This window comes from Dokdonella fugitiva (genome assembly GCF_014138265.1).
Taxonomy (GTDB): Bacteria; Pseudomonadota; Gammaproteobacteria; order Xanthomonadales; family Rhodanobacteraceae; genus Dokdonella_A; species Dokdonella_A fugitiva_A.
The window spans coordinates 1,149,839-1,167,794 of the sequence record NZ_JACGXL010000001.1; the positions used below are offsets into that span (position 1 = coordinate 1,149,839).

Annotated in this window: 16 protein-coding genes and 1 pseudogene; 5 read left to right on the top strand and 12 right to left on the bottom strand. The window is 71.0% G+C overall.

All coding sequences use genetic code 11. The features are described 5' to 3' along the window. Window positions 1-2 precede the first annotated feature (2 nt). From FHW12_RS05335 to FHW12_RS05365, 7 genes and pseudogenes are all read right to left on the bottom strand, one after another. Window positions 3-3,188 carry an efflux RND transporter permease subunit gene (locus FHW12_RS05335; RefSeq protein ID WP_182529914.1) on the bottom strand — a complete coding sequence of 1,062 codons (3,186 nt, stop codon included), beginning with the start codon at window positions 3,186-3,188 and terminating at the stop codon, window positions 3-5. 10 nt (window positions 3,189-3,198) lie between these two features. Beyond that, window positions 3,199-4,008: pseudogene (locus FHW12_RS05340) on the bottom strand (efflux RND transporter periplasmic adaptor subunit); the annotation flags it as partial. 128 nt (window positions 4,009-4,136) lie between these two features. Then, window positions 4,137-5,420, bottom strand: coding sequence for a TolC family protein (locus FHW12_RS05345; RefSeq protein ID WP_182529916.1), 1,284 nt, complete (start codon window positions 5,418-5,420; stop codon window positions 4,137-4,139). A 55-nt stretch (window positions 5,421-5,475) separates the two neighbouring features. Further along, on the bottom strand, window positions 5,476-5,796 hold the full coding sequence (locus FHW12_RS05350) for a hypothetical protein (RefSeq protein WP_182529917.1): 321 nt from the start codon (window positions 5,794-5,796) through the stop codon (window positions 5,476-5,478). A 101-nt stretch (window positions 5,797-5,897) separates the two neighbouring features. Next, window positions 5,898-7,175 (bottom strand): serine--tRNA ligase, encoded by a 1,278-nt coding sequence (serS, locus tag FHW12_RS05355; protein WP_182529918.1) that lies wholly within the window; start codon window positions 7,173-7,175, stop codon window positions 5,898-5,900. A 46-nt stretch (window positions 7,176-7,221) separates the two neighbouring features. Then, complete coding sequence (locus tag FHW12_RS05360) at window positions 7,222-8,403, bottom strand: MFS transporter (RefSeq protein WP_182529919.1); 1,182 nt, start codon at window positions 8,401-8,403, stop codon at window positions 7,222-7,224. A gap of 100 nt (window positions 8,404-8,503) precedes the next feature. After that, window positions 8,504-9,784, bottom strand: coding sequence for an MFS transporter (locus FHW12_RS05365; RefSeq protein ID WP_182529920.1), 1,281 nt, complete (start codon window positions 9,782-9,784; stop codon window positions 8,504-8,506). A 72-nt stretch (window positions 9,785-9,856) separates the two neighbouring features. Here FHW12_RS05365 and FHW12_RS05370 point away from each other — a divergent pair, with 72 nt between their 5' ends. Next, window positions 9,857-10,462 (top strand): TetR/AcrR family transcriptional regulator, encoded by a 606-nt coding sequence (locus tag FHW12_RS05370; RefSeq protein WP_182529921.1) that lies wholly within the window; start codon window positions 9,857-9,859, stop codon window positions 10,460-10,462. A gap of 48 nt (window positions 10,463-10,510) precedes the next feature. Here FHW12_RS05370 and FHW12_RS05375 read toward each other — a convergent pair whose 3' ends face one another. The 5 genes from FHW12_RS05375 to FHW12_RS05395 form a co-directional block, all read right to left on the bottom strand. After that, window positions 10,511-11,848, bottom strand: a complete 1,338-nt coding sequence (locus FHW12_RS05375) for a replication-associated recombination protein A (protein ID WP_182529922.1) — start codon at window positions 11,846-11,848, stop codon at window positions 10,511-10,513. A 62-nt stretch (window positions 11,849-11,910) separates the two neighbouring features. Next, on the bottom strand, window positions 11,911-12,336 hold the full coding sequence (locus tag FHW12_RS05380; RefSeq protein ID WP_182529923.1) for a hypothetical protein: 426 nt from the start codon (window positions 12,334-12,336) through the stop codon (window positions 11,911-11,913). Between the two features lie 156 nt (window positions 12,337-12,492). Further along, a complete protein-coding gene (locus FHW12_RS05385) occupies window positions 12,493-13,494 on the bottom strand; it encodes a copper resistance protein B (protein WP_182529924.1) in 1,002 nt (333 codons plus the stop codon). Continuing rightward, a complete protein-coding gene (locus FHW12_RS05390) occupies window positions 13,491-15,239 on the bottom strand; it encodes a copper resistance system multicopper oxidase (RefSeq protein ID WP_182529925.1) in 1,749 nt (582 codons plus the stop codon). Before FHW12_RS05390 ends, FHW12_RS05385 begins: the two co-directional genes overlap by 4 nt. Window positions 15,240-15,338: 99 nt before the next feature. Beyond that, window positions 15,339-15,734, bottom strand: a complete 396-nt coding sequence (locus FHW12_RS05395) for a hypothetical protein (RefSeq protein WP_182529926.1) — start codon at window positions 15,732-15,734, stop codon at window positions 15,339-15,341. A gap of 66 nt (window positions 15,735-15,800) precedes the next feature. Here FHW12_RS05395 and FHW12_RS05400 point away from each other — a divergent pair, with 66 nt between their 5' ends. The 4 genes from FHW12_RS05400 (at window position 15,801) to FHW12_RS05415 (ending at window position 17,944) form a co-directional block, all read left to right on the top strand. After that, on the top strand, window positions 15,801-16,652 hold the full coding sequence (locus FHW12_RS05400; protein ID WP_182529927.1) for a 23S rRNA (adenine(2030)-N(6))-methyltransferase RlmJ: 852 nt from the start codon (window positions 15,801-15,803) through the stop codon (window positions 16,650-16,652). Between the two features lie 95 nt (window positions 16,653-16,747). Further along, window positions 16,748-17,032 (top strand): hypothetical protein, encoded by a 285-nt coding sequence (locus FHW12_RS05405; RefSeq protein ID WP_182529928.1) that lies wholly within the window; start codon window positions 16,748-16,750, stop codon window positions 17,030-17,032. Between the two features lie 44 nt (window positions 17,033-17,076). Then, window positions 17,077-17,538, top strand: coding sequence for a YciI family protein (locus FHW12_RS05410; protein ID WP_182529929.1), 462 nt, complete (start codon window positions 17,077-17,079; stop codon window positions 17,536-17,538). A gap of 4 nt (window positions 17,539-17,542) precedes the next feature. After that, a complete protein-coding gene (locus tag FHW12_RS05415) occupies window positions 17,543-17,944 on the top strand; it encodes a GFA family protein (protein WP_310735146.1) in 402 nt (133 codons plus the stop codon). Window positions 17,945-17,956 lie beyond the last annotated feature (12 nt).

The window sequence follows — 17,956 nt, forward strand, 5'->3', positions numbered from 1 at the left end:
GGCTAGGCCGGATCGCTGCCCGCGCGTCGCCGGGCGCCGTCGCGCTGCAGGCAGCGGTAGAGCGCAGGCAGCACGAGCAGCGTCAGCAACGTCGACGACACGATGCCGCCGATCACCACGGTCGCGAGCGGTCGCTGCACCTCCGAGCCGGCGCCGACGTTGAACGCCATCGGCAGGAAGCCGAGCGAGGCGACCAGCGCGGTCATCAGCACCGGGCGCAGGCGCCCGAGCGCACCGTCGACGATCGCGTCGTCGAGCGGATCGCCCTGCTCGCGCAGGCGGCGGATGAACGCGATCATCACGAGGCCGTTGAGCACCGCGACGCCGGACAGCGCGATGAAGCCGACGCCGGCCGAGATCGACAGCGGTATGCCGCGCAAGGCGAGCGCGACGACGCCGCCGGTCAGCGCGAGCGGCACGCCGCTGAACACGACCACCGCGTCGCGCAGCGAACCGAAGGCCATGAACAGCAGGCCGAAGATCATCACGAGCGTGACCGGCACGACCACGCCGAGGCGTCGGCTGGCCGAGATCAGCTGCTCGAACGTGCCGCCGTACTCGACCCAGTAGCCGGTCGGCAGCGCGACCTCCGCCGCGATCCGCTGCCGCAGCTCGCCGACGAAACCGCCGAGGTCGCGTTCGCGCACGTTCGCGCTGACCACCACGCGGCGCTTGCCGTTCTCGCGGTTGACCTGGTTCGGGCCGAGCTGCGGTTCGACCCGCGCGACTTCGCGCAACGGCAGCGCGCGCGGGGAACCACTGGCCCAGGCCGCTGCGCGACTCGATTCGTCGGCGTTGGTCGACACCGGCAACGGGATCGGCAGATCGGCCAGCGCCGCCGGGTCCTCGCGCAGGTGCTCGGGCAGTCGCACGACGATGTCGAAGCGGCGATCGCCGTCGAACAGCTGGCCGGCGACTTCGCCGCCGACCGCAGTCGCAACCGTGGCCTGCACGTCGGAAAGATTGAGGCCGTAGCGCGCGAGCGCGTCGCGGTCGGGCACGACGGTCAGCAGCGGCAGCCCACCGACCTGCTCGGTCCTGACGTCGGCCGCGCCGGGTACCGCGCGCAGCACGCGCTCGATGCGTGCCGCGGTGCGCGCGAGCCGGTCGAGGTCGTCGCCGTAGACCTTGACCGCGACGTCGGAGCGCACGCCGGAGATCAGCTCGTTGGTGCGCATCTGGATCGGCTGGGTCAGCTCGTAGTTGTTGCCCGGCAGGCGCGTGATCGCCGCTTCGATCTCGGCGACCAGCGCGCTCTTCGGCTTGCGTGGATCCGGCCACTGTGCACGCGGCTTCAGCATCACGAACGTGTCGGCGACCGACGGCGGCATCGGATCGCTCGCGACTTCGGCGGTGCCGACCTTGGAGAACACGCGCATGACTTCGGGGAACGCCGCCAGCGTCGCCTCTAGCGTCTCCTGCATCGACACCGCCTGGCTCAGGCTCGTGCCGGGGATGCGCAGCGGCTGCACGACGAGATCGCCTTCGTCGAGGCTCGGCACGAACTCGCTGCCGAGGCGCGTCGCGAGCACGCCGCAGGCGACCACGCCCGCGGTCGCCGCGGCCACCACCGGGATGCGCCAGCGCAACGACCAGGCAAGCAGCGGCGCATAGCCGCGCCGCGCCCACGCGACGAGCCGGTTCTCCTTTTCCTCGACGCGGCCGCCGAGGAATATCGCGATCGCAGCCGGCACGTACGTCAGCGACAGCGCCATCGCCGCACCCAGCGCGAGCACGACCGTGATCGCCATCGGCCGGAACAGCTTTCCTTCGACGCCGCCGAGCGCGAACACCGGCAGGTACACCGCGGCGATGATGCCGATGCCGAACAGGCTCGGCCGGATCACTTCGGCGGTCGCGCTCGCCGCGAGTTCGAAGCGTTCGTCCGCGCCCATCGTGCGGCCGAGCCGCTGCTGCTGCTCGCCGAAGCGGCGCAGGCAGTTCTCGACGATGATGACCGCGCCGTCGACGATCAGGCCGAAATCGAGCGCGCCGAGGCTCATGAGGTTGCCGGACACGCCGCCGCGCAGCATGCCGATGACGGTGAGCAGCATCGCCAGCGGGATCACCGCCGCAGTGACCAGCGCCGCGCGCGCGTTGCCGAGCAGCAGGAACAGCACGGCGATCACCAGCAGCGCACCCTCGGCGAGATTGCGCGCGACCGTGCGAATCGTGCGGTCGACGAGCGCGGTGCGGTCGTACACCGCGGTCGCGCGCACGCCCGCGGGCAGGCTCGCGTTGGCGTCCGCGAGCTTCGCCGCCGCGGCCTGCGCGACCTCGCGGCTGTTCGCGCCGACCAGCATGATCACCGTGCCGATCACCACCTCGTGCCCGTTCTGCGTCGCCGCGCCGCTGCGCAGCTCCGGACCGTCGCCGACGGTGGCGACGTCGCGCACGCGCACCGGCATGCCGTCGCGGCGATCGAGCACGATGCGGCCGATCGCCTCCGCGTCGGCCGTCTGGCCGGGCACGCGCACGAGGTACTGCTGGCCGTTGCGCTCGATGTAGCCGGCGCCGACGTTCTGCGTGTTCGCGCCGATCGCGGCGACGACGTCGTGCAGCGTGAAGCCGAGTGCGATCAGTCGCGCCGGGTCGGGCGTGACATGCACCTGGCGTTCGTAGCCGCCGATCGTGTCCACTTCGGTCACGCCGCGCGTCGTGCGCATCTGCGGCCTCACGACCCAGTCCTGCAGCGTGCGCAGGTCGGTCGCGCTCCACGGCGTGCCGTCCGGCTTGCGCGCCGCCGGGTCAGCCTCGACCGTGTACATGAAGATTTCGCCGAGGCCGGTCGCGACGGGCCCGAGCCGCGGCTCGAGCCCGTCCTGCAACTGCGCGCGCACCTGCTGCAGGCGTTCGGCGACCTGCTGCCGCGCGAAGTACAGGTCGGTGCCGTCGACGAACACGACGGTGACCTGCGACAGCCCGTAGCGCGACAGCGAACGCGTGTAGTCGAGCCCGGGCAGGCCGGCCATCGCCGCCTCGATCGGATAGGTCACGCGCTGTTCGCTCTCGAGCGGCGAATAGCCGGCCGCCTCGGTGTTGATCTGCACCTGCACGTTGGTGATGTCGGGCGTCGCGTCGATCGGCAGCCGAGTGAAGCTCCAGGCACCGGCGACGAGCAACGCGAGGGTGAGCAGCAGCATGAGCCAGCGCTGCCGGATCGAGAATCGGATGATGCGTTCGAGCATGCGTGCGACCTCAGTCCTCGTGCTCGGCGCTGGACTTGCCGATGTCGGCCTTGACCAGGAAGCTCTGCACCACCACGACCTGCTCGCCTGCCTTGACGCCCGCGAGGATTTCCGCGCGCTGCGCATCGCGCCGGCCGAGCTTGACGACACGCGTCGAATAGACGTCGCCTTCGCGCACGTAGACGACGTCGTCGGCGTCCACGGTCTGCAGCGCGCCGAGCGGAAGCGCGATCGCGACCGGCTGGCGGTCGACCGTCACGCGTGCGCGCACGGCCGTGCCGGGTCGCCAGCGACCGTCGTCGTTGCGCAGCGTCGCGCGTGCGATCGTGCTCTGGCTCGCCGACGCGGTCGCCGGCAGGATCCGCTCGAGCTTCGTCTCGGCGACCGCGCCGTCGTCCATGCGCGTGACGACGACCGCGGTGCCCGCGCGGATGTGCTGCGCGTCGGCGCCGAACACGTGCAGGTCGACCCACAGTTCCGACAGGTCGGCGATCTCGTACAGCGGCGTGCCTTCGCCGGCGACGCTGCCGACGCTCGCCCCGCGTTCGAGCACGACGCCACCGATCGGCGCGCGGATCGTGTAGGGGGTCAGGCTCAAGTTGCTCTCGATCGTCGCGAGCGGCTCGCCCGCGCGCACCGCGTCGCCGACGCCCGCGCGCAGGCTGCGGATCGGCCCGGGAAAGCGCGCGGTGACCTTGGCGACGCGTCCCTCGACCGGCGTGAGCAGGCCCTGGATCTCGTGTTCGTCGGCGATAACGCCCGGCGCCGCGGCCGCGACTTCGATGCCGGACGCGGCGGCGACCTTCGGCGCGATCACCGTGCTCGCCGGCGCGTCGTCGTGGTGGGCTTCGCTGCTTTCCGCCTGGGCCGGCGCCGCTGGCTGCGGCGCGCGACCACAGGCTGCCAGCAGCGCGAGCAGCAGGCATGGCAGGATCGATGCGCGCATCTTCATCGGTGACTCTCCGTGGCGTCCGTCGCCGTTCGTGCCGCGAGCAACATCGGTTGGCCGGTCAGGCGCTGGATCTCGATCAGCGCGCGTTGCGCGTCGACCGCGACGTCGAGCTGCTGGCGCAGCTCCGCCGTGCGCGCCGACTGCAGCTGCGCCCATTCGAGATAACTCGCCGCGCCGCCGCGATAAGCGCGTTCCGCGGCGGCCTCGGCCTTCGCGAGCAGCGGCAGCACGTCGTCGCGCACGCGTTCGACCTCGAGCTGCGCCGCGCGATAGCGACCGTGCGCGTCGATCAGGGTCGACCGCAGCGCGAGGTCCTTGCCCTCGCGTTCGACGTCGAGGGCCGCGAGTTCCGCCTCGGCCGCGTGCCGTGCAGGCAGAGCGCGCTCGCGCGCGCCAAGCGGGATCGACACGCTCGCGAGCAACGCGGTGTCATCGCCGGCCTCGAGCCGGCGCACCCCGACTTGCCATTGCACGTCGGCGGCGCCGTCGCTGCGTGCGAGCTGCAGGCGCGCCTCGCGGATGCGCCGCTCGTCGGCGAACCGCGCCAGCTCCGGTGCCTGTTCGAGCAGCGCGGCGAGCGCGGATGCATCGGCGATCGGTGGCAGCAGGGTCGGATCGGTGGTAGCGACGTCGAACCGCGGTTCGCGTTCGCCCCACAGTGCCGCCAGGTGCCGGCGCGCGGCGTCCAGCCGCTGCACGCCACGATCGCGGTCGAGCCGCGCGCGCGCGAGCGCCGCGCGCGCGCCGAGCACGACCGATTCGGGCGATGCTCCCGCGCGCAGGCGCGCTTCGGCCGCGGCGACCGCGCGTTCGCGTTGCGCGACGTCGAGTTCGGCGATGTCCTGCTGCGCGCGCACGGCGACGATCGCGAGGTAACGCCGCGCGACGTCGGCGAGCAGGTCGAGGCGTCGCGTCTCGCGCTCCACCGCGAGCGCATCGATCCGGCTCTGCGCGAGCGCGCGGCGCGCATCGAGCTTGCCGCCGCGTTCGAACACCGAAGCGAGCGTCAGCGACAGTTCGGCCGCGCGCACGCCGCGCGTCGCGCCGGTGCCGAACGCGTTCTCGAGCGTCGCGCCGGCGGTGACCGCGGGGCGCAGCGATGCGCCCGCGAGATCCGCGGCGAGGACGTCGCCGCGCAGGCCGACCCAACGCAGGTCGGGATGCCGCTCGGCGACGCGCGCGAACGCGTCGTCGAGCGTGATGACGGAATGCGCCTGCGCCGATGCGATGCCGCACCGTGCAAGCGCCAGGGCGGCCGTCGCCGCCAGACGCAACCACATGGGGAATTCTCCGATGCCTCGAGGGACGAGCCGGCCAGGCCGGCACAACGACTCGTCAGGCGGCGATCGGCGGGCGCAGCGCGACCGGATACGGCGTCGGCCGGAACGTGCGCGAAGGCATCGCTGTCGGTGCCGCGGCGATCGGCGCGATCGGCGCGACCTGCACGGCCGGCGCCGCGGCGGTCACGTGCACGCAGCACTGGCCGCAATGCTGCATCGGGCAGCAGTCCGCGTCGCCCGCATCGGGCGGCGTCGCCGACATCACGGCACCGGCGGGCGCCGCCGCGAGCTGCAGGTCGGTGATGTCGCAGGCGGCGGCGAGCATCGGCTTCGCGACGAGGCCGAACGCGACCAGCGCCAGCAGGAGCAGGCGCAAGGCGAACGACGCTGGCGGGCGCGACGACACGGGCGGCGAGGTTAGCGGCGCACGCGACGGTTACACAATTGCATCGCGCCGTTGCGGCCGCCCGTGCACGATCAGGCGATCCGCTCGGCGCCACCCATGTAACGGCGCAGCGCTTCGGGCACGCTGATCGAGCCGTCGGCGTTCTGGTAGTTCTCCATCACCGCGATCAGCGCGCGGCCGACCGCGACACCGGAGCCGTTCAGGGTGTGCACGAGCTCGGGCTTGCCGGTGTCCGGATTGCGCCAGCGCGCCTGCATGCGGCGCGCCTGGAAGTCGACGCAGTTCGAGCACGACGAGATCTCGCGATAGGTGCCCTGCGACGGCAGCCAGACTTCGAGGTCGTAGGTCTTGGTCGCGGTGAAGCCCATGTCACCCGTGCAGAGCAGCATGCGCCGGTACGGCAGGCCGAGCTTCTCGAGCACGACTTCGGCGCAACGCGTCATGCGCTCGTGCTCGTCGAAGCTCTCCGACGGCTTCGCGATGCTGACCAGCTCGACCTTCTCGAACTGGTGCTGGCGGATCATTCCGCGCGTGTCGCGTCCGTGCGAACCGGCTTCGGCGCGGAAGCAGAGCGAATGCGCGGCCATGCGCAGCGGCAGCGCGTCGGCTTCGACGATGTCGTCGCGCACGATGTTGGTGAGGGAAACTTCCGCGGTCGGGATCAGGTAACGCTTCGTCTCGCCGACCTGGGTCGCGAACAGGTCTTCCTCGAACTTCGGCAACTGGCCGGTGCCGTGCATCGCATCGCTGTTGACGATCAGCGGCACGTTGCATTCGAGGTAGCCGTGTTCCTGCGTGTGCAGGTCGAGCATGAACTGCGCGAGCGCGCGATGCAGGCGCGCGAGCTCGCCGCGCAGCACGGTGAAGCGCGCGCCGGACAGCTTGGCGCCGGCGTCGCCGTCGAGCCAACCCTTGTGCGCGCCGAGCTCGACGTGGTCCTTGACGGTGAAATCGAACGTGCGCGGCGTGCCCCAGCGGTGCTGTTCGGTGTTCGCATGCTCGTCGCCACCGACCGGCACCGACTCGTGCGGCAGGTTCGGGATGCCGAGCGAAAGCGCGGCGAGCCGCTCCTGCACGTCCGCGAGCGCCTGCTCGTTCGCCTTGAGGCGGTCACCGATGCCGGCGACTTCGGCCATCAGCGCGGCGGTGTCCTCGCCCTTCGCCTTCGCCTGGCCGATCGCCTTCGAACGCGTGTTGCGCAGGTTCTGCAGCTCCTGCGTCTCGGTCTGCACGCGCTTGCGTTCGGCCTCGATCGCCTCGAACGCGGCGGTGTCGAGCGTGTAGCCACGCGCGGCGAGGCGCCGGGCGGTGTCGGCGAGATGGCCGCGCAGCAGGGCGGGGTCGAGCATGGGTGATCCAGGCGTGGGAAAGCCGGGAATTATAGGGGAGATCGTCTCAGTCCGCGGCGGCGGCGGTCGGCCCGACCCACGTGCGCAGCAGCACGACGCCGGCGAACGCGCAGGCGGCGCCGAACGCGAACGCGGCGAACGGCGAGACGCCCGACCAGATCTCGCCGAACAGCAGCGAGGCAGGCAGCAGGAGCAGTCCGGAAACGAGGTTGTACCAGCCGTAGGCGCTGCCGATCCGCTCGCGCGGGACGAGGTCGGCGACGAACGCCTTCTCGGTGCCCTCCAGTGCCGCCGTCACCGCGCCGTAGCCCGCGAACGCGAGCCAGAGCGCCCAGTCCGCCGCGGGCAGCAGGCCGATCGCGAGATAGGCGACCGCGTACGCGAGCCAGGCGACGGTGAGCACGCGCGCCCTGCCCCAGCGGTCCGACAATGCCGACAACGGCGTCGACAACAGCGCCGCGACGAGCGAGAACAGCGCCCACATGAGGGTCGTGCGCGTCGCGCTCGCACCGAGTTCGTTCGCGCGCAAGAGCAGGAACATGTTCGACGAATTGCCGAGCGTGAACAGCGCGAGCGCGACGAGGTAGCGGCGGAACGGCGCCGGCAGGTCGGCCAGCGTCCAGCGCAGCGGTTCCTTGCGCGGCGCGGCCGCGCGTTCCGGCTCGGGCACGGCGAAGGCGAGCACGAGCACGACGATCGCCGGCACGACCGCGAGCAGGAACACGCTGCGCAGGCCGATGCCGGCGGCGAGCAGCGCGGCTGCGGCGAGCGGGCCGATCACCGCGCCGAGGTTGTCCATCGCGCGATGGAAGCCGAACGCGAGGCCGCGCTGGCCCGGTTCGATGCTGAGGCTGATCAGCGCGTCGCGCGGCGCCGAACGCAATCCCTTGCCGACGCGGTCGGCGAAGCGGCAGGCGAGCACGCCGAGCCAGCCCGTCGTGATGCCGATCAGCGGCCGCGCGAACCCGGCGAGGCCATAGCCGGCGATGACCCACGCGCGCACCTTGCCGCTGCGGTCGGCGAGCGCGCCGACGAACAGCTTGAGCACGCTCGACACCGCCTCGGCGATGCCCTCGATGAGGCCGAGCGCCTTCGGCCCGGCCATCAGCACGGAGGCGAGATAGAGCGGCACGAGCGGATAGATCATGTCGCTCGCGGCGTCGTTGACGAGGCTGATCAGGCTGACCAGCCACACCGTACGCGGCAGCGCACGCACGCCACGGATCATCGCTTCGGTTCCTGCGCGGCCATCGTCGACCCTCCCCGGCGGACGCCGCGAGTATCGCCGATCGGGGCTTGCGCGTATCGAGGCGACGTGTGCGCGGCGGTCAGGCGCCGGCGAGCACGGCACCGCCGCGACTGCGCCCGCGCACCTGCAACGCGAGCACCGCGGCGACCACGCCGGTCGCGCCGGCGATGATGAACGCGTAGAAGTAGTCGCCCTGCACCGTGCGCATCGCGCCCGCGAAGAACGCCGCGCACGCGGCGCCGAGCTGGTGGCCGGCGACGACCCAGCCGAACACGACCGGCGCGTCGCGTTCGCCGAACGCGTCGTTGGCCAGGCGCAGGGTCGGCGGCACGGTCGCGATCCAATCGAGGCCGTAGAACACCGTGAACACGCCGAGGCTGTAGAACGAGAAATCCGAGAACGGCAGGAACACGAGCGAGAGCCCGCGCAGGCCGTAGTAGGCGAACAGCAGCTTGCGCGCGTCGTAGCGATCGGTGAGCCAGCCCGACAGGGTCGTGCCGACGAGGTCGAACGCGCCCATCGCGGCGAGCAGGCCGGCGGCTTGCACCTCGCCGAGGCCACGGTCGCTGCACATCGCGATGAAGTGCGTGCCGACCAGGCCGTTGGTGGTGAAGCCGCAGATGAAGAACGTGCCGAACAGGAACCAGAAGTTGCGGTCGCGCGATGCCCTTGCGAGCGTGCCGAAGGTCGCCTGCAGCAGGCTGCCGGACGGCGCCGGCGCACGCGCGATCGGCGCATCGGCCGGTGCGCCGTACGGGCGCAGGCCGACGTCCGCGGGGTGTTCGGGCAGCAGCCACAGCGCGAGCGGGATCAGGATCGCGCACGCCGCCGCCACGGTGCAGACGACCGTGCGCCAGCCATCGTGCTGCGCGAGCGCGGCGAGCAGCGGCAGGAACACGAGCGTGCCGGTCGCCGCGCTCGCAGTGAGCAGGCCCATCATGAGTCCGCGCCGTTCGACGAACCAGCGGTTGACGACCGCGGCGCCGAGCACGACTGCGACGCAGCCGGTGCCGACGCCGGTGAGCACGCCCCAGGTGAGCACGAGATGCAGCGGCGAGGTCATGAACGCGCTCGCGGCGCTCGCCGCCGACATCAAGGCGAGCGCGGCGACGAGCACGGTGCGGATGCCGAGGCGCTGCATCAGCGCGGCCGCGAATGGACCGGCGAGACCGTACAGGAAGATGCCGATCGCCGCCGACAGCGAGATCACGTCGCGGCTCCAGCCGAACGCGTGCTCGAGCGGCACGATCAGCACGCCGGGCGTCGCGCGCAAGCCGGCGGCGACGAGCAGCGACAGGAACACGACCGCGGTCGCGACGAATGCGTAGTTCTGGCCAAGCCGGCGCGCGAGGGCTATCATGATGTTACTGACCGGTACGTCCAAGGAGACACGGATGTTACTGACCGGTACGTACGACCGTCAAGAGCCGCCATGAAACGTCCACGAACCCCTGCCCGCCCGACCCCCGATAGCGCCCCGCCGCGCGCCGCCGAACGCATCCGCGAGAGCGCGCGCGAACTGTTCTACCGCGAGGGCATCCGCGCGATCGGCGTCGACGAAATCGTCAGCCGCGCCGGCGTGACCAAGCCGAGCCTGTATCGCAGCTTCGCCTCGAAGGACGAACTCGCCGCGGCCTACCTCGAGGATTACGACGGCGCGTTCTGGGAACGCTTCGACGCCGCTGCGATCGACCATCCCGGCGACCCGCGCGCGCAACTGCTCGCCTATCTCGACGGACTCGCGCAGCGCGCGACGAAGTCGGGCTATCGCGGTTGCGGGCTCACCAACGCCGCGGTCGAGTATCCCGAACCCGGCCATCCCGCGCGCAAGGTCGCCGAAGCGCACAAGCGCGCACTGCGCGAGCGTCTCGTCGCGATGGCGAAGCAGATGGGTGCGCGCGACGCGCAGGTGCTCGGCGACGGCCTGCTGCTGCTGCTCGAAGGCGCGTTCGCGAGTGGTCAGCTGTTCGGCAAGGGCGGGCCCGCGCGTTCGCTCGTCGCCGCCGCCGAGCGCCTCATCGACGCGAGCATCGGGTAGGCGCGAGCGAGCGCCCGGTTCCCCTCGTGGGGGCGGTGCGCACGCGCGCTATGCGTCGCGCGCCTTGCGCCGGGCGGCACGCATCGCTTGGAGCTTCTCGCGGAACTTGCCTTCGAGCCCGCGTTCGGTCGGTTCGTAGAACGTGCTGTCGGCGAGCGCGTCCGGCAGGCACTGCTGGTCGAGTGCGACGCCGCCTTCGACGTCGTGGTCGTAGCGATAGCCGGCGCCATAGCCGAGGCCCTTCATGAGCTTCGTCGGCGCATTGCGCAGATGCATCGGCACCTCGAGCGTGCCGGTGTCGCGCACGACCTCGCGCACGCCGTTGAACGCCGCGTAGGCCGCGTTGCTCTTCGGCGCGACCGCGAGATAGAGCGCGAGTTCGGCGAGGCCGAGCTCGCCCTCGGGGCTACCGAGGCGATCGTAGGTTTCCCATGCGTCGAGCGCCATGCGCCACGCGCGCGGATCGGCGAGGCCGATGTCCTCGACCGCCATGCGCGTCATCCTGCGCGCGAGATAGGCACGGTCGACGCCGCCGTCGAGCATGCGCGCGAGCCAGTACAGCGCGGCGTCCGGATCGGACGAACGCACCGATTTGTGCAGCGCCGAGATCTGGTCGTAGAACTGTTCGCCGCCCTTGTCGAAGCGGCGCGTACGGTCGGCGAGCACCTGTTCCAGCGTCGCCGCGTCGACGACGCCGTCCTGGGCGAGCTCGGCCGCGATCTCGAGGAAGGTCAGCGCACGGCGCACGTCGCCGTCGGCCGCGCGCGCCATCGCCTCGAGCGCGTCGTCGTCGACGCGCAGCGCGACGGCGCCGAGGCCGCGTTCGGCGTCGGTGAGCGCGCGCCGCAAGGCGGCGACGATCGCCTCGGCCGGCACCGCGTCGAGCACGTGCACGCGGCAGCGCGACAGCAATGCGGAGTTGAGCTCGAACGACGGATTCTCGGTGGTCGCGCCGACGAACACGATCACGCCGCGCTCGATGTACGGCAGGAAAGCGTCCTGCTGCAGCTTGTTGAAGCGATGCACCTCGTCGACGAACAGCACGGTGCGGACGCCCTGCTCGTAGCGCACCTGCGCTTCGGCGAGCGCGGCGCGCACTTCGGGCAACCCGGACAGCACGGCGGAGATCGCGCGGAACTCCGCAACGGCGTACTTGGCGAGCAGCAGCGCGAGCGTGGTCTTGCCGCAACCGGGCGGCCCCCACAGGATCATCGAATGGACGTGGCCCGACTCGATCGCGCGCCGCAACGCCGTGTCCGGCGCGAGCAGGCGCGGCTGGCCGACGACCTCGTCGAGCGATCGCGGCCGCATGCGCTCGGCGAGCGGCTTCAGGCCTTCGGGTTCGGCGAACAACGTCCGGGTCGGCGACGGGGTTTTGCGCGGCATGGCGCATGATAGCGCCGCCGCGCATCGACGGCGCCGCGAAGCGGCGGCGTCCCCGTCCTGCGTCAGTGGCTCTTCAGGAATACTTCGAACGCCTCGTGGAAATTCGCCGGCTCCTTTTCCCCCATGAAACTGAAAGCGAGATTGATCGGCCGCCAGACACGACCATCGAGCAGTTTCACCGCGAGGAACGGATAGTCGTAGAAGCTGTCGGGATCGCCGCTCGGCTCGGGCTTGAACCATCGCGCGGGTTCCGTATTGCGCAAGACTTCGCCGGCATAGGCGCCGAACGCGTACATCGACTTGCCGACCTGATGCACGTCGGCACCGCCGGCCTTCCATTCGTTCATGACCTGATCGACGAGTGCCAGCCGCGACGGGTCGTAGCTCGTCATGTCGACGTTGTACTGCGCCTTCATGATCCGCACCGTGTCCCCGGCGTAGTCGCGCACGGTCTCGATCGAAGGCTGGAAATGCAATGGAATGGCCACGTACGTTCGCTCCGCCACGGTCTCGCCCGCATTTCCGGGCGACCGGCGATCGTCACCGCTCCGGCGTCGCCCGGTCAAGCGCATTCGCGGGCGCGGATCGCGCGACGATCCCACGCCCGCGACGGGATCGCCGATCGACGGATCGGCGATCGAAGATCAGAACCAGAACCGTACGCCGGCGACCCATTGCGTCTCGGCGACCGCCTCGCCGTCCGCTCGCGCCGCGTCGGCCGTGGCACCGAGGCGCCAGCGGCGTTCGATGCCGACATACGGCGCCAACTCGCGGCGGATCTCGTAGCGCAGGCGCAAGCCGAACGCGGCATCGGACAGTCCGGCGCCGATGCCGGCGGCAGGATCGCTGCGACCGTACGCGTTGAGCTCGACGCGCGGCTGCAGCACGAGGCGCTGCGTGAGCAGGGCTTCGTACTCGACTTCTGCGCGCAACGCGGTCCTGCCCTGCTCGCCGACGTAGGCGGTCGCGCTCACCTCGAACCAATACGGCGCAAGCCCTTGCACGCCGAACGCGGCCCAGTTGCGATCGGTGCCGCGGCCGAGGTCGCGGCGCACGCCGACCTGGGTGTCCCAGTACGGCGCGATCGCGTGTCCCCAGAGCAGTTCGACGTCGGCGTGTTCGGTGCGCCCGTGCAAGCGTTCGCCTTCGCTGCGCAGCCACGCGCGATCGCCGTCGCCGCCGTAAGCGAGGCGCGCGCTCCACGCGAGCGCCGTGCCCGCGTCGGCATGCGCGGCTTCGAGACGGTCGAACGCGACGATACCGTAAGCTGCGCGATCGTCCATGCCCATCACGTCGACCATTTCGGCCGGCGACATCGCACCCATCGCGTGCTGCGGCGGTGGCGGCGCGACGTGGCCCGATGGTGGTCGTAGATCGATCGCGGGCGTGGATGCAGACGACGGGTTCGTCGCGTCGTGCATGCCCGCATGATGGGGCGCCATCGCAGCCATGCCCGCGTGATCCACGCCGGCATGATCCGCGTTCGCGCGGTGCGTCGCGTGCGCTTTCGACGACGCACGCCCGGGCGCGGGCATCGCGTGCGCGGCGTGGCCGCTCGCCACGTCGCCATCGCGCGCGGCCGGTTCCTGCGCCTGCGCGAGCGACGCCGCGAATGTGAAGGCGAAACCGTATCGGACGAGGTTCATGCAACCACCACTTCGCGGAACATGCCCGCTTCCATGTGGTAGAGCAGGTGGCAGTGGTAGGCCCAGCGCCCGATCGCGTCGGCGCTGACGCGATAGGCGATCTTCTGCGCAGGCTGCACGACGAGCGTGTGCTTGCGCGCGAGGAATTCGCCGTCGGGCGACTCGAGCTCGCTCCACATGCCGTGCAGGTGGATCGGGTGCGCCATCATCGTGTCGTTGACGAGCACGATGCGCACGCGCTCGCCGTGCCGCAGGCGCAGCGGCTCGGCGTCGGAGAACTTCCTGCCGTCGAAGCTCCACACGTAGCGTTCCATGTGCCCGGTCAGGTGCAGCTCGATCTCGCGGCCGACGTCGGCCGCGATCGGCGCGGTGACCGAACGCAGGTCGGCGTAGGTGAGCACGCGACGGCCGTTGTCGCGCAGGCCGACGCCGGGGTCGTCGAGGTTCGTGCGCGGCGTGTCCACGCGCATGTCGACGAACGCACCCGACTCTTCCGGCGCGTGGCGCGACGCGGACGCGGCGCCATGCCCCATCGACGCGTGGTCCATGCCCGCCATCGACGCGCCGCAGCCGCCTTCCATGCCCTTCATGCCGGGCATGCCGTGGTCCATCGCGCCCATCATGTCGCCCATCGTCAGCAGAACGCGCGCGTCGAGTGCGGGCACTTCGGCGGCCATGCCCGCGCGCGGCGCGAGCGTGCCGCGCGCGTACCCGGAGCGATCCATTGCTTGCGCGAAGATCGTGTAGGGGGCATCGTCCTTCGGTTCGACCAGCACGTCGCAGGTCTCGGCCGGTGCGAGGCGGAACTCGTCGACCACGACCGGTTCGACGTCCTGGCCGTCGTGTGCGACCACGCGCAGCTTCAGGCCTGGTATGCGCACGTCGAAGAACGTCATCGACGCGCCGTTGATGAAGCGCAGGCGCACGCGTTCGCCGCGCTCGAACAGGCCGGTCCAGTTCGACGCGGGTGGCGCACCGTTCATGAGGAACGTGTAGGCGTGGCCCGACACGTCGGCGAGGTCGCTCGGGTTCATGCGCATCTCGTTCCACATGCGCCGTGCGGCGAGCGCGGCGGACACGCCTTGCATGCTCGCGTCACGCAGGAAATCGCCCGCGGTCGGCTTGCCGAAGTTGTAGTAGTCGCTGTGTTTCTTCAGCGTCGCGTAGATGCGTTCGGGATCGGTGTCGGTCCAGTCCGACAGCAGCACGACGTGCTCGCGTTCTGCCGGAAAGCGCTCGCCGCCGCGCGGTTCGACCACGATCGGGCCGTACAGGCCGAGCTGCTCCTGGAAGCGCGAATGGCTGTGGTACCAGTACGTGCCGGCCTGGTTCACCGTGAAGCGGTAGGTGTAGCTGCCACCGGCCTCGATGCCCATGAACGAGAGGCCGGGCACGCCGTCCATGTCGGCCGGCAGCACGATGCCGTGCCAGTGGATCGAGCTGCGCTCGGCGAGTGCGTTGCGCACGCGCAAGGTCACCGTGTCGCCTTCGCGCCAGCGCAGCAGCGGGGCCGGCAGGCTGCCGTTGACGACGACCGCCCGACGCGCATGGCCGGTGAAGTCGACCGTGGTCGCGCCGATCTCGAGGTCGAAGCGCGTACCCGACAGCACGCCCTGAGCACTGCGTGCGCGCAGAGGCGCGAAGCCGCACGCGGCAAGCAGGGCGCCACCGGCGACACCCTGGACGAAACGCCGCCGCGACGGCAGCGCGGGAAGCCGGCTCGTGCCGGCAGGAAGAAATCGCATTGCTGGACAATCCCATCGATTCACGCGGTGCATTGCGCTAGAAAAAACCACGCGCACGCGAACGGCGACGCCGCCGCGCACGTCCTCTCGTCGACGGGATCAGGCGATCGGCGGTCGCAGTGGCGGCGGATTGACGCGGCCTGGCGCGCGCGCGCCAGGCAATACCATCGGCGATGCCGACGCGAGCTCGCTGCGCGCGCAGGCGAGCGGCGCGACCGCACCGACCGCGTGAGCGAACGCGCAGGCGCAGGCGACGCGGCAGCAACCGTCGGACCCGGGGCCGTGCTTGGCGGGCATCGTCGTGCCGTCGTGGCCGCAGCCCTCGCCGGCATGGGTCGACACGGCCGCCGCCATCGCGGCGTGCAGCGGCGTCGCAGCGGCGAGGTAACCGCCGAGCGCGAGCGAGATCGCGAGCAGGCAGGCGAGCACGCGCACCGCACGCAAGCGCGCGAGGCGGGACAGGCGAAGCCGGCGGGTGGCGAAAACGTGCGTCACGGGCGAGAATGGTACGCGCCCCCTGCAAGCCCCGCAAAGCCCTCTCCCTGACGCCCGGCTCGCACGATGAATTATCGCCACGGGTTCCACGCCGGCAATTTCGCCGACGTGTTCAAGCACGCCGCGCTGATCGGCCTGCTCGACGCGCTGCAGGCCAAGCCTGCCGCGCTCTGCTATTTCGACACGCACGCGGGTCGCGCGCTGTACGACCTGCACAGCGAACAGGCGCGCAAGACGCAGGAACACGCGGACGGCATCCAGCGCGTGCTCGGCGCCACCCGCCTGCCGCGCGCGCTGCAGCGCTACGTCGACCTCGTGCACGCGTTCCAGCCGGCCACCGCCGCCGGCATCGCGTTCTACCCGGGTTCGCCGCTGATCGCACAGCGACTGCTGCGCGACGACGATCGTGCCATCGTGTGCGAGCTGCACGAGGAGGAAGCCGCCGCCTTGCGCGAAGCGCTCGCCGGCGACGCGCGGTTCGCGATCCACCAGCGCGACGGCTACGCGGCGACGAAGGCATTGCTGCCGCCGCCGCAGAAACGCGGCCTCGTGCTCGTCGATCCACCGTTCGAGGCGCAAGGCGCCGAGTTCGAGCGGATCCAGGACGCGCTCGCGCAGGCGTGGACGCGCTGGCCCAACGCGACCTACGCGGTCTGGTATCCGATCAAGCTGCGCGAGACGATCGTGCCGTTCCACCGTTGGCTGCGCGACGCGGCAGGCCGTGCCGACGTGCTCGTGGGCGAACTGCTGCTGCATCCGGACAACTCCGGCCTGCGCCTCAACGGCTGCGGTCTCGCGATCGTCAACCCGCCATGGCAGTTCGACCGGGCGCTCGAGGAATGGCTGCCCGTGGTGCGCGAGCTGCTTGCGCAGAGCCGCTACGGTTCGTCGCGCGTGCAATGGATCAAGCGCGACTGAGCGCATACGGGATGCGCTGTCCCGGAAGTCATGCCTGACGACGGCATCGCCGGGCGTTACCATCGCCCGCAACGCAAGCGATATCGGCGCACGCCATGGCCACCGCCCGCCCCATCCACGTTCCGACGACCCTGCTCGCCTCGCCCGTTGCGATCTCGATCGCCGCCTTCGCGTTCCTCGTCGCGTTCCCGCACAACCTCGTCGCATGGAACATCGGCGCCTGGACCGTCGTCGCCGCGACCGCCCTGCTCGCGCTGCTGCTGCCGTTCGCCGCCTGGTCGCTCGCGAAGGACGCAGCGACGCGTACCTGGCCGCGGATCGTCGCGTTCGCGGCCGGCGCGCTCTATCTCGTGGTACTCGGGATCGGCGCGATCACCTGATCGTTCGAAGCGTCCGCGGCACGTCGCCGCGCAAGGGAGGTTCCATGCGGAGCATCGTCCTGGGCTTGCTGCTGGTGCTGTCGACCACTCCGGTGGACGCCGCGGATGCACCGAAGGCGGCCGAACCCGTCGCCGATCCCACGCTCGCCAAGCAGCTCGGCGCCGACGAACGCGGCATGCGCCACTACATCCTCGCGATCCTCAAGACCGGCCCCAAGCGCATGCCGGACGGCAAGGCGCGCGACGAGATGTTCGCGGGGCACTTCGCCAACATCACGCGGCTCGCCGATGCGGGCAAGCTCGCGGTCGCCGGCCCGTTCGGCGACAAGACCGACTGGCGCGGGATGTTCGTGTTCGCGGTCCAGACACCGGAAGAAGCCGCGGAGCTCGTCGCGACCGATCCGGTGATCGCGAGCGGCGAGATGGTCGCCGAATACCACCGGCTGTATGCGTCGGCCGCACTGATGTCGGTGTACGCGACGCACCTGAGGATCGCGCCGAAGTAGCGCCGTGCGCACCGCGTCCTGCAGCTGCGGCCAGTTGCGCATCGAGGTCGACGGCGAGCCGCTCGGCATCGGCGTCTGCCATTGCCTCGCCTGCCAGCGCCGCACGGGCAGCGTGTTCGCCGCGCTCGCATCGTTCGCGCCGCCGTATCGCGTCCACGGACAGGCGACCGAATACGTGCGCGCCGGCGACCACGGCTCGCGCTTCCGCTTCTGCTTCTGCCCGGTCTGCGGCACGACCGTGTTCCACACCGAGGAAGGCTGCGAGGCACGTTCGGTATCCGTCGCGATCGGCGCGTTCGCCGACCCCGCGTTCCCGCCACCACGCGCCTCCGTCTACGACCGTCGTCGCCACCCCTGGGTGAGCTTGCCACCCGGCGTGGATGCCTTCGACGAGGATCCGCCCTGAGCCCTGCGGCGC